The following is a 12,530-nucleotide window of genomic DNA, read 5'->3' as shown; positions in this document are numbered from 1 at the left end:
TCGGGGGCGGCTTCGCCGCCCCCGAAAATCTTTTTTTGTTGTTTTTTGGCGGCGTAGCCGCCAAAAAACAACAAAAATTGGGGTTTGGGGCGCAGCCCCAAGGACTTTGCCCATGCCCTGGATCACCCAGAGGGAGCGCAGTGGTACAATTCAAGCCATGGAATCACCATCCGACTCGCACAACCCGCTGATTGAGGAGGAGACATACCGCCGCAGCCGCTTGGTGTTACATACCCTACCCCTGCTACTCTTTCCATTTCTGTCGGCACTTATCACCGGCTTCTTCGCCCGGCTCCTCCTCGCCGACCAGTTACCCCAAGCGATTCATCAGGGTGGGCTGAGTTTCTTTGCATTGGTGCTGATCCTGCTGATCTTTAGTGCTGCTACGATTGTGCTGGTGCGCCTGCAACGCCCGACGCTCTCGGCTCTGCTGTTGATCGGGCTTTGGACCTTCCTGACAACATTTGCCGCATTCCAGCAGGGTGTGACGACCTACCTCCCGGCGCTGATGATGATCCCGATCTGTGCTGCGGGCCTCCTTCTTGATCGCATCGCCAGCGTGATCCTGGCCTTTCTGGCAACGGTCATGGTCATTGCGGCGACGATCCTCGAAGTCAATAACTGGCATCTCCTCCCACAGCGGCTGCCCGATCTGGTGGCCCATACGCCCCTCATATCGCTCGGCTTCTGGGTTATTCTCTTCTGGACGATTGCGATTCTGACTGCATTACTGGCTGGTGGGCTGCAACAGGCGCTCAGCCAGAGTCGTGCTCGTGCCGCCCAACTGGCCGAACTGAGTACCCAACTCGAAGCGCGGGTTGCCCAGCAGACCGATGCGTTATTGAAGCAGGCTCAGGAGACCGCCGCGCTGGAAGAACGGACACGTTTAGCGCGCGAGATTCACGATACGTTGGCCCAGGGACTCACGGGGGTAACGGTACAACTGGGCGCGGCGCGGCGGGCGGCGACGGCTTTGATGCTTGACAGCGACAATCCGAAGATTGCGGCGATTGAGACCAACTTGGATCTCGCCTATCGCACTGCCCGCGAGACACTCGACGAGGCCCGCCGTTCGGTCTGGAATCTGCGCCGCCCAGCCGATGACCAGGGGATTCTGTCCGACGCATTGCGCAGCCTCTCGGCTAAACCGGTCAATCAGGCATTGATCGTGATCTTCAGTGAGCATGGGTCGGCACGCCCCGTACCGATACGGATCGAGGCCGAGGTGCTGCGGATCGCCCAGGAGGCATTGGCGAATGTGCGCAAGCACGCGCAGGCGACGCAGGCGACAATACGCCTGATCTACGAGGAAGAGAGCATTACCCTGCATGTTAGTGACGATGGGATCGGCTGGCCACCGACCATGTTGGTGGCTACTCCAGCGCCTACTGGCAGCCCTTGGGGTGGGTTCGGGATTACTGGGATGCGCGAACGGATCGCGGCACTGGGAGGACGACTGCGGCTGTGGAATGATCGCGGTGCCCAGATCGAGGTTCGTGTCCCATTGCACGCGGCACACGAGACGAAGGAACAGACATGATTCGGGTGTTGGTTGTTGATGACCACCCAGTGGTGCGCCATGGATTGAGTGCTATGTTGCGCTGGGAAACCGATATCGAAGTTGTGGGTGAAGCAGGCGATGGCGGCGAGGCGGTTGCATTGATCGATCAGATCCGGCCCGATGTCGTGCTGCTTGATTTACGCATGCCCGTATTGAGCGGGATCGAGGTGATGCGCCAGATCCGCCCGAAACTTCCCAACGTGCGGTTTCTGGTACTCACCACTTACGACACCGACGAATACTTAGCACCGGCACTGGCAGCAGGCGCACAGGGGTATCTGCTCAAAGATGCGATACCAGAAGATCTGGCCCAGGCTGTTCGCTCGATTGCCCGTGGTGGCGCGGCGCTTGAACCCGGTATTGCAGCACGAGTGCTCCAGCGCATGCACCATGGCGAGGAGAGCGATGCTCTTTCCACCCGTGAGACGGAAGTGCTACGTCTGTTAGTCGCCGGAGCGAGCAATAAACAGATTGCCCTGCAACTGGGTCTGTCGGAAAATACGATCAAAACCCATGTCAGTAATATTTTTGCCAAACTTGATGTCCAGAGTCGCACCGAGGCAGTGGCTGTAGCCTTGCAACGTGGGCTGATCAGTTGAGTATACACAAATCATGCATAAAACTACACACCATCTGAACCTGCACCAGTTACGCTTCCCCTGTGTTTATCGCCGCGAATCGTTCGCGCATACTGCCTAAGGAGGCACGCTTGTGAAGCGTATTGTGACTGCGTCCCCGGTTCTGTTCCTGGCCATGTTGGTTCTCCTGAGTCTGAGTGCTTGTAGTGGCGCTCCTGCCACGTCTCAGCCCGTGCCGACGGCGATCCAAGCCGTGGCGACGCCTGATGTTCCCGTTAGCCCAACGACCGAACCATCACCTGTAACGGCTGCGCCAACCAGCACTACAACCCCGGATTCCTCTGCCGCCGCCCTCACCTTCAATAATACGGCCTGGCATTACGATGCCGACAACGATGTCTATTGGCAGATTGGGGTGCAGTATGCGGCGACTCCAGAGACTCTCGATTATGAGACTCTGGGCATCTATGTTCCCGGTGTCTATATGACAGCGACGGCGAATGCTGATGGTACCTACACCGCCGAACTGAATGCACAGGGCAGTATCAATGGCTTTACCGCCCAGACGGCACCGATTGTGCTGCCGATCAATACGGCTGGCTATGCGGCCCAGAAGGCACCAACCGAGTATAGTTATGCTGGTCTCTCTAGCTACCTGAATGCTGGTTTTATCTACGTCTATGCCGGGGCACGCGGGCGAGCAAACGGCTATGATGCCAGTGGTCAACTGACCTATAGCGGTGGTGCGCCTTGGGGCGTCACCGATTTCAAGGCCGCGATTCGCTTCCTGCGCTATAACCAGGCGGCGTTGCCGGGGAATACCGATAGCATCTTCGTCTTTGGTATGAGTGGTGGTGGTGCCCAGAGTACCCTGATTGGGACAACTGGGGATAGCGAGCTGTATCTTCCCTATCTTGAGTCGATAGGCGCAGCCATGTACGACACCGAGGGGCAACCCATGAGTGATGCGGTTGCGGGCGTTATGGCGTGGTGCCCAATCACGAGCCTGGATTATGCCAACGAGGCGTATGAGTGGAATATGGGCCAGTATGCCGCGACTGAAACCCGCGCTGAGAGCACATGGACTTCGGCGCTCTCAAAAGATCTGGCAGCGGCCTATGCAGACTATATCAATACACTGGGGATCAAAGACGAGCAAGGCAATGTCCTGACGCTTGAGCCGACCGATAGCGGCATCTATACCGCAGGCAGTTACTACGACTATCTGCTCGCGACAGTCGAAGAGTCGCTGAACAATTTCCTGGCCGATACGACCTTTCCGTATACCGCAACAGCGGGTGGGTTCCGCCCCGACGGTGGGTTTGGTGGTGGAGCGGGGCAGGGCGGGCCACCTGCGGGCGAGATGCCGCAGGGTACCCCACCTGCGGGCATGATGCCGGGAGGCGCATCGGAGGCGAGTTCCACAACCTATCAGACGGTGCAGGAATATATTGACGCACTGAACAAGGATGGCGAGTGGGTTGTTTATGATGCCACGACCAATACGGCGCAGATCACCAGCCTTGCGGGCTTTGTGATGAGCCAGAAGAACCCCTCGAAGAGTGTGGGTGCATTCGATAGCCTTGATCGCAGCCAGGCCGAGAATGATGTCTTCGGCAACGACACGAGCGACGCGCTACACTTCGACTCGGTGCTGGCGCAACTCCTTGCGAGCAATCAGGCGCGGTATGCCACCTATGCTGACTGGGACGCCGCCTATGTGGATGCGTATGCAACGGATATACAGGCGCTCGACAAGCTTGGCAACAGCATCGCGTACCGTATGAATGCCTACAACCCGATGTACTATCTGTTGCCCGCCTACGATGGCTACCAGACCGCGACGATTGCACCGCACTGGCGCATCCGCACCGGTATCAAGCAGGGCGATACGGCTACCACCGTGGAGATGAATCTCGCACTCGCACTGAAGGACTATACCGGCGTTGAAGACGTTGACTTTACCACCGTCTGGGGGCAGGGCCACACCCTTGCCGAACGGACGGGTGATGCCACCGAGAACTTCATCACCTGGGTGGTTGGTGTGACGCAGGAGTAGGAAGAGGCGCAGCGAGTGCGCCCATTGACATGAATGTAAGCCTCCTGGCGGGGGTTCGGGGGAGGCTTCGCCTCCCCCGAAGAACTTTTTTTCTCGAATGGTGGCGGCTTTGCCGCCACCATTCGAGAAAAAAGCGGGTCTGGGGCGCAGCCCCAAGCGTGGATTTTAGGGCGGGGTAGCCCTAAATTTCATGTCGATGCTTAACCGTCTGGCCCGCGCAGCATGAGCAGGGGCCGCTCGCGCTCGATATAGGCCAGTTCCCACTCGCTGGTGAAGAGCAGGATCGGACGCTCGTGCGCATCACGCACGTGGCGTACCGTGGGCGGCAGCCGGGTCTGATCGAGTACCTCTGGTGTGCAGCCGAGCCAGCGAGCGGCGACGTAGGACAATGGCTCAATGTCGGTCTCGACGTTGTACTCGGTGGACATGCGTGCCCGCACCACGTCGAACTGCAAATCGCCCACCGCAGCCAAGATCGGCTCGCGGCGCTGACCTTCTGCATCGTACAACAGTTGCACCACCCCTTCCTCGACCAACTGCCCCAGCCCTTTATGGAACTGCTTATGCTTGGAGAGGCTGCGGTTGTGCAGCACAGCGAAGCGTTCGGGGGCGAAGCGCGGGATGGCGGCGTACTGAAGTGGCGTACCGGCACAGAGCGTATCGCCGATAGCGAAGGCACCGGGGTTGGTTACACCGATCACATCACCGGGGAAAGCTTCGGCCACCGTCTCGCGTTCGCGTGCGAACATCCGGCTGGGGCGGGTGAGGCGGATACTCTTGTTGAGGCGTGGGTTAAAGACCTGCATATCCTTGGCGAAGCGGCCCGAACAGACGCGGATAAAGGCCGTGCGATCCCGGTGTAGCGGGTCCATGTTGGCCTGAATCTTAAACACGAAGCCGGAGAAGGGCTCGCTGATCGGGTTGATCGGCCCCCGGTCGCTATCACGCGGGCCAGGCGGTGGCGCGAGGTCAGTCAGGGCTTGCAGAAACGGCTCAACGCCGAAGTTATTCAGGGCGCTCCCAAAAAAGACCGGCGTCACCTCACCGCGCAGGAACGTCTCGCGCTCGAACGTGGCACCGGCACCATCGAGGAGGGCGACATCATCGCGAAGATGCTGGGCGGCGGCGGAACCGATCACCGTATCGAGTGCCGCATCATTGAGCGAGGCAACCTGCACGGGGGCGCGGTACGCACCGTGGGCTGTGCGCTCGAAGCGGAGCACTTGGCCACCTTGGAGGTCGTACACCCCCTGAAAACTACTCCCGGAGCCAATCGGCCAGTTCAGTGGCACCGCATGAATGTGTAGCACCCGCTCGATCTCATCGAGCAGATCAAGCGGCTCACGGCTGGGCTGGTCGAGCTTATTGATGAACGTGAGGATGGGCACACCACGGCGGCGGCAGACCTCGAACAACTTGCGGGTCTGCGCCTCAATCCCCTTAGCGGCGTCGAGCACCATCACCGCGCTGTCCACCGCCATCAGCGTGCGGTAGGTATCCTCGCTGAAGTCCTGGTGACCAGGCGTATCGAGAAGATTGATTCGGCAGTCGGCATAATCAACCGCAAGAACCGTGGATGTGATCGAGATACCGCGCTCGCGCTCCATCGCCATCCAATCGGAGGTTGCGTGGCGCTGGTTCTTACGGGTACGCACCGAACCGGCGAGGTCAATCGCACCAGAGTAGAGCAGCAACTTCTCAGTCAGCGTTGTCTTACCGGCATCTGGGTGGGAGATGATCGCGAACGTGCGACGGCGGGCGGTCTCAACGGCGAGTTGCTGATAGGCGGCATCGCGCTCAGTGGGTAATTCGGTAATTGTCATCAGGCGATATTTCAGTATGTTTCATAGTACTTTGCATTCCAAGAAGCATAGTATAGCATTCCTACGGACATTCGCCCACCACCACCCATACCGGCATCATCCCCTTGCCCTTGATCTCGATCCGCCCACGTGGTTCGCAGATAAACTGCTGTTTGATCATGTGGTAGGTGGCTTCGGTCACTTGGATCATGTTGGATTGCCCATGGGATTCCATGCGGCTGGCGACATTGACGGTATCACCCCACAGATCATAAATGAACTTCTGGCGCCCCAATACTCCTGCCACAACCGGCCCGGAGTTAATTCCAATCCGGATCTTAAAGGTAAAGTTGGTTGCTTGACTTGCATGAATCTTTAACTGCTCATTGGTGATAACTCGTATCATGTCTATGGCCAAGCTTGTGATCTTGACGGCATGATCTTTGCATGCCTTGGGGACGCCTGCCGCAACCATGTATGAGTCACCAATCGTCTTGATCTTTTCTAGGCCATAACTATTCACCAAGTCATCAAATTGCGAGAAGAGCTTATCGAGGATTCCAACCAGTTCTTTCGGTTGAAGTTGCGCAGTGAAGCTCGTAAAGTCTACCAGATCCGCAAATAAAATACTGACACTAGGCATATAATCAGCAATCGGTTCCTCTACCGAATTGCGTAGTTTGAGCCGTTGGGCGATTTCTGCTGGAAGGACATTTAATAATAGTGCTTCTGCGCGTGCATGTTCTTCATTGGCGAGCATCTGTAAATTTCTAATCTCGGTAATATCTTCTTTCACCGCTACATAATGGGTGACTTTACCATTGTCATCCTGAATGGGTGCGATGGTTGCTCGTTCCCAGAAGAGGGTGCCATCTTTACGCCGATTATGAAAATCTCCTCGCCAGATATGTCCTGATAGGATTGTTTGCCATAGTTCTTGATAGGATTTCGGGTCTTGTTCACCAGATTTCATGATGCGCGTGTTCTGGCCTAATGCCTCTTCTACCGTGTACCCCGTTGATGCAACAAAATGGGGATTTACATATTCAATGTCACCGTGGATATCCGTAATAACAATGGTATTCCCACTCTGCTCAAGTGCGCGGTAGTATTTGCGCAAATCAGCATTCTTCTGTAACAACTCTTGTTGAGTGGTGGAGAGTTGTACGGTGCGCTCTCTGACCCGTTGTTCGAGCATGTCGCGCTCTTGTTCGAGCAGATGCCGTATTTGGGTCTCGGTCTGCCACGATTGGTTGAGGCTGCGCAATAAGGTGTAAATGGCAAAGGTAACGGCGGAAGTTACGGCGAGAAATGTTACTGTACTTGTGATACCATATTCAAAGGTACTCGGAGTAATACTTTCTCGTTGTTCTTTTGGAATATATACGCCTTTTCCTATCAACCAAGAGAATATTCCTAATGTTACAAAGCTGATGAACAAAGAAATGACACCTGCACGATGTATGAGTAACGTAGATACAATGATAAAACCAAATAGATAAATAAATGATTCCAGAGAAAAACCGTAATTAACTATCTCGATTAATGATAATCCATAAATGATTATTACAAACAAGTGTGTTCGCCAACGAAAGTCAATGCCACGTATAATACCCAATAGTCCTATGGTACAGACAATCGCAAGATTGACCAGATAAACGACGGGTGTAAATACGAACATCGTGGTTTGAGCCATGAATAGGGCAATAAAACCCAGAAGCGAGGTTAAACGCATCATTGATGTAAAGATGCGCTCCTGAGTTTGAATCCATACATGGTTGGTATTTGGATGGACTGGAAGATCCTCCTTGGCTTCCACTAAGACGAAGCCGAGCAACCAATTCCAGAAGGTTACTCTAGGTTTGGGGCTATGAACGGGGATATTGGGCTGAGAAGCAGGTGCAGATCGCGGTGCCGAGGCAACCGATGGTACATCGTGGAGCAAGCGGCGCAAGGTCATCACCTGACCAATCGTGCGCTGCTGGTGATCAATCAGCGGATCAAGTTCAATCGCATAGCGGATTGTTGCTTCAGCTTGGCCAATCGCAATCTCACTCGTGAGGCAGTGATCAGATGTCGTGGTGGTAAGGGCTTGCTGCAAGAGATCGATCAGGTGCGGCCAAGGCGTTAAGGCATCGGCATAGGGTGCTCCTAAGACCATATGGGGCGGTAATCCGATGATGGTACTCGCCGCTGAATTGAGATCAACAATCCGGCCCTGTTTATTGATAACGATCACCCCTTCGCGTAGACCATCAATGATCAGGTCGCGCGCAATGGGGGTAATATCAATCAGCCGGTAGCCCCAGATGCCCCAGGTGAGAGCGGTGACACTGATGCTAAACGCAAATGGAGTCAGATCGAGGTGAGGGATGGGACTGGCCCCGGAGAGGTAGAGAATGTTCCCCAGCCATGGTGCCGCGACGCCAATGATCAAGGCAATCAGTTGGCCACGATAGAGTCCTTGACTCCGGCGCAAAGACTGCAGCATCAGTACGGTACCGATCAACAAGATGAGGTAGGAATAGGCCGAGTGAATCCAGAACCATGGCCCATAGGTCACTGAGAGGCTGGGGATATTGGCGTTCTCCGCGAGGTGCATGGTTTTCCAGATGAGGCCATGTTGTTCGGTGGTGAGTGCCAGCAGCATAGTGATGCTGGGCAGGGTGAAGAGTGCGACGAGGTAGTGCGGGGCGATCCGCCGTCCTGGTTGGGTGTGGACAAAACAGAAGATGAACCATGTGACCGGGATAAGAGCGATGCCAATGTATTGCGACTTGCCCCATGCGATCTTGCCCGCAAGGCTGGCACTGCTCAGTTCCATTACGTAGCCTACTAACCATTCGGTAATGGCAAAGGCGGTGGAGCTCAGGGCCATGGCGTTGGCGGTACTCCGACGTTGCCATGTATAGAACATTACCCCAGTTGAAAGAAGGGCAGCCCCGATCAGGGGAAGGATGTAGGGTGTCATGTTCATGTCGTTAGAATCTGGTTAACACGTTCTCTTACTGTGGTCTCTATTCTAACACTACCTGCCGATAGAACGTATCGAATGTAACTCCATTTCATACTTCCCCTACGGGTCTTGTTGGGATGAAGCATCGCCCCGCATGTGGCATGGCAAAAACGGGCTATATGGGCGGGCGATGCTTCCAGGGCATGGGCAAAGTCACCTCCGGTGGGGGTGCGGGGGCGGCTGCGCCGCCCCCGCAGATATTTTTTGGTATGTTTTGGCGGCGAAGCCGCCAAAACATACCAAAAATGGGGTTTGGGGCGTAGCCCCAAGAACTTTGCCCATGCCCTGGCGATGCTTCGCCCCTACTTGCATCCCCGCGCTTCCGGCACTACAATACGCCTACGATACAACATAATTTGCTTGGAAACCCACCATGGATCGTCAACAGATCATTGAGCGTCTCTTTGACCACTACGAACACCCACGTCATTCAGGGAGGCTGGAGGATGCTGATCTGGTGCATTCGGGGGGCAATCCCGATTGTGGTGATCTTCTTACCTTCTACCTGAAGATTGATCCGGCGACTGAGCGGATCATTGGCCTCTCGTTTGAGGGCCGTGGATGTACGATTAGTCAGGCTGGGGCTTCGATTCTGTGTGAGTATCTCCAAGACGAGTTCCTCATCACAATTGAGTCTATGGATGATGAGGACGTATTTGAGATGTTGGGGCGTGAGGTAGTACGCTCGCGTCAGCGCTGTTCCACCTTGGCACTCAATACGCTCAAAGTGGCAATAATGCGCTATCGAGCCGGGCGATGATCGTTCTGGCTCCACAGCTTGCTGATAGGATTGCCCACTATGCCGAGGCAGCCTACCCAGAGGAGTGTGTCGGCTGGTTGTTGGGGCAGATTGATGGCACCACTAAGATGGTGCAGGCGGTGGTGGCGGTGCCCAATCGTAGTCAGGATGATCGGCGTCGCCACTTCTACCTCGATCCGCACGATTACCTCCTGGTGGATCGGCAGGCCCGCGCCTTAGGCTTGGATGTGGTGGGGTGTTACCACTCCCACCCCGACGCCCCCGCCCAGCCCTCGCCCTACGACCGCCACGGGGCTGCGGGGGCGGGGCCGAGCTTTTCGTTCTTGATCCAGGCGGTTTGGGGCGGGTGCGCCGCTACTTTGCAGGCGTGGTGGCTGCCCGATCTGGATGCCGATTTTGTCGCGGAGGATCTCGCTTGAGTACCACTTTCTCGCGTGATGAGATCAGTCGCTATGCGCGCCACCTCGTTCTGCCCGAACTGGGTATGGAGGGCCAACGCCGCCTCAAAGAGTCCCAGGTGGCGCTGGTGGGCCTGGGTGGCTTGGGTTCGCCGCTGGCGCTCTATCTCGCGGCGGCTGGGGTTGGCCATCTGGCGCTGATTGATCACGATACGGTTGATCTGACTAACCTGCAACGTCAGGTGCTCTATGGTACCGCCGCGCTCGGTGACGCGAAGACCGCAGCAGCTCAGCGCCGCCTTGCCGATCTTAATCCTCAGATTGAACTGAGCCTTCATCCGACCCGCCTGAGTGCTGCGAATGCGCTCGATCTGTTGCGCCCCTACGACATTGTTGTTGATGGGAGTGACAACTTCCCCACCCGTTATCTGGTCAATGATGCGGCGGTGCTGCTGGGCAAACCGAATGTCTATGCCAGTATCTTCCGCTTCGAGGGCCAAGTGACGGTCTTTGCGCCGCCCCAAGGCCCGTGTTACCGCTGCCTCTACCCGACCCCGCCCCCGGCTGGTTTGGTACCGGGTTGTACCGAAGGCGGGGTGTTGGGGGTGCTCCCCGGCGTGATCGGTAGCCTCCAGGCGACCGAGGTGATTAAGCTGATTACGGGGATCGGCGAACCGCTGATCGGACGTTTGCTGCTCTATGATGCTCTCTCGATGCGTTTTAGCGAACTGCGTTTGCGGCGTAACCCGGCGTGTCCGGTGTGCGGGACGCAACCGCACATTCTTACCCTAAGCGATGAGGCTACCATGTGCGCTCCAATGCTGCCTACGATAAGCCAGCTCACCAGCGACGATGAGATTACTCCGCACGAATTGGCTGAACAACTCCAACACACGACCCGCCCCTTCCTCCTTGATGTACGTAACCCCTATGAGGTTGCGATTGCGAGCATCCCCGGCACCAGCCAGGTGATCCCGGTCGGTCAGTTGTCTGCTCGGCTGAATGAACTCGACCCCAATCAGGAGATCGTGGTCTATTGTCGCAGTGGGGTGCGGAGTGAACGTGCAGTCGAACTTCTGCACTATGCTGGGTTTCGCCGGGTGAAGAATCTGGTGGGTGGGGTGTTGCGCTGGGCCGACGAGATTGATCCGAGTCTGCCGAAGTATTAGGAAGGAGTAACACTATGCCAGGAATCGGTATTATCGGCACTGGCTGGGGCGCACGCATCCAGGTTCCGGCCTTCCGCAGTGCGGGCTTGGATGTGGTGGCCTTGGTGGGGAGCCATGCCGCCAAGACGGCGCAGATCGCGGGGGAGTTGGGTGTGCCTTGGCATGGTGAGAATTGGCGCGACCTGATCGTTCACCCGCAGGTGGATGTGGTCAGTATTGTCACGCCGCCCGCGCTGCACTGTGAGATGACGCTGGCTGCACTGGAGGCGGGTAAGCACGTTCTGTGCGAGAAGCCGACCGCGCTCGATGCGGGTGAGGCGGATATGATGCTCAAGGCGGCGCTGGCGCACCCAGAACTGTTCACCCTGATTGACCACGAACTGCGCTTTTTGCCCGCCATCCGCTACGCTCGCGATCTGATCGCTCAGGGGCGGATCGGTACGGTGCGCCACGCGGAGGTGCGTGCGATCAACGCTTCACGCAGCAATCTTCAGCGCTCCTGGAATTGGTGGAGCGATGCGCTCCAGGGCGGGGGTGTCCTGGGCGCGATTGGCTCGCATCAGATTGATCTGCTGCGCTACTTGATCGGGGATGAGGTGAGCGCCGCGAGTGGTACCACCCACACCTTTGTGGCTGAGCGCAGCGACGCGACTGGCCAGGTACGCCCCGTCACTGCCGATGACTATATGGCGGCCACATTGCGCTTCATCAATGGGGCGAGCGCGGTGATCATGGCGACGACGGTGGCCACCCACGATGAGCCGAACAGTGTGACGATCTACGGCTCGGCGGGGGCGCTGCGTTTCTTCGACGGCAAGCTCTGGCACAACCCCGGCACTGGCTTTGTGGACATCACGCCCCCGCATAGCCTGAGTTTCCCCGACGCGATTGTCGGCGACTTCCCGCAGGGGACGGTCTACCTGGGGGTGGCGTTGAAGGCCGCGCTGGAGGGGCAGCCCCATGCCCTCGCGTCGGCTGCGACCTTTGCGGATGGATTGGCGATCCAGCGGGTGTTGGATGCGATCCGTGCCGGGGCGGGGTGAGCCGCAGAGGACGAGGTTTGTCCGCAGATTACGCAGATTACGCAGATTATTTTTCTATAATAATAATTAGTCCGTAAATTAAGTTTCCAGGTCTTTTTGCGACATAGCACTACCCACCCGCTCACCTTGAACGCCCGCAACGGG

9 protein-coding genes are annotated in these 12,530 nt (G+C 56.8%); 7 read left to right on the top strand and 2 right to left on the bottom strand.

The genetic code is table 11. The features are described 5' to 3' along the window. The first annotated feature begins 112 nt into the window (after positions 1-112). The 3 genes from EKD03_RS01155 to EKD03_RS01145 all read left to right on the top strand — a co-directional run bounded on the left by EKD03_RS01155 (position 113) and on the right by EKD03_RS01145 (position 4,198). On the top strand, positions 113-1,540 hold the full coding sequence (locus EKD03_RS01155) for a sensor histidine kinase (RefSeq protein WP_129626458.1): 1,428 nt from the start codon (positions 113-115) through the stop codon (positions 1,538-1,540). Further along, positions 1,537-2,160, top strand: a complete 624-nt coding sequence (locus EKD03_RS01150) for a response regulator (RefSeq protein ID WP_129626456.1) — start codon at positions 1,537-1,539, stop codon at positions 2,158-2,160. Before EKD03_RS01155 ends, EKD03_RS01150 begins: the two co-directional genes overlap by 4 nt. 112 nt (positions 2,161-2,272) lie before the next feature. After that, positions 2,273-4,198 (top strand): subtype A tannase, encoded by a 1,926-nt coding sequence (locus EKD03_RS01145; protein WP_238613284.1) that lies wholly within the window; start codon positions 2,273-2,275, stop codon positions 4,196-4,198. A gap of 200 nt (positions 4,199-4,398) precedes the next feature. Here the strand turns inward: EKD03_RS01145 and EKD03_RS01140 are convergent, their stop codons facing one another. Together EKD03_RS01140 and EKD03_RS01135 are read right to left on the bottom strand one after the other, a co-directional pair. Next, positions 4,399-6,021: a peptide chain release factor 3 gene (locus tag EKD03_RS01140; RefSeq protein WP_129626454.1), complete on the bottom strand. Its 1,623-nt coding sequence runs from the start codon at positions 6,019-6,021 to the stop codon at positions 4,399-4,401. A gap of 61 nt (positions 6,022-6,082) precedes the next feature. Further along, on the bottom strand, positions 6,083-8,971 hold the full coding sequence (locus EKD03_RS01135) for a histidine kinase N-terminal 7TM domain-containing protein (protein WP_161569146.1): 2,889 nt from the start codon (positions 8,969-8,971) through the stop codon (positions 6,083-6,085). Between the two features lie 418 nt (positions 8,972-9,389). On the opposite strand from EKD03_RS01135, the gene EKD03_RS01130 reads away from it, so the two are divergent. The 4 genes from EKD03_RS01130 to EKD03_RS01115 are packed head-to-tail and all read left to right on the top strand — an operon-like array spanning position 9,390 to position 12,386. Next, on the top strand, positions 9,390-9,776 hold the full coding sequence (locus tag EKD03_RS01130; protein WP_129626450.1) for an iron-sulfur cluster assembly scaffold protein: 387 nt from the start codon (positions 9,390-9,392) through the stop codon (positions 9,774-9,776). Further along, positions 9,773-10,195 carry a M67 family metallopeptidase gene (locus EKD03_RS01125; protein WP_129626448.1) on the top strand — a complete coding sequence of 141 codons (423 nt, stop codon included), beginning with the start codon at positions 9,773-9,775 and terminating at the stop codon, positions 10,193-10,195. Before EKD03_RS01130 ends, EKD03_RS01125 begins: the two co-directional genes overlap by 4 nt. Continuing rightward, complete coding sequence (gene moeB / locus EKD03_RS01120) at positions 10,192-11,343, top strand: molybdopterin-synthase adenylyltransferase MoeB (protein ID WP_129626446.1); 1,152 nt, start codon at positions 10,192-10,194, stop codon at positions 11,341-11,343. Before EKD03_RS01125 ends, moeB begins: the two co-directional genes overlap by 4 nt. Before the next feature lie 14 nt (positions 11,344-11,357). Next, complete coding sequence (locus EKD03_RS01115; RefSeq protein ID WP_129626444.1) at positions 11,358-12,386, top strand: Gfo/Idh/MocA family protein; 1,029 nt, start codon at positions 11,358-11,360, stop codon at positions 12,384-12,386. Positions 12,387-12,530: the final 144 nt, after the last annotated feature.

This window comes from Candidatus Oscillochloris fontis, from assembly GCF_004138135.1.
Lineage (GTDB): Bacteria > Chloroflexota > Chloroflexia > Chloroflexales > Chloroflexaceae > Oscillochloris > Oscillochloris fontis.
The sequence above is the reverse complement of the archived record's forward strand: the minus strand, read 5'-3'. Positions and strand labels throughout refer to the sequence as shown.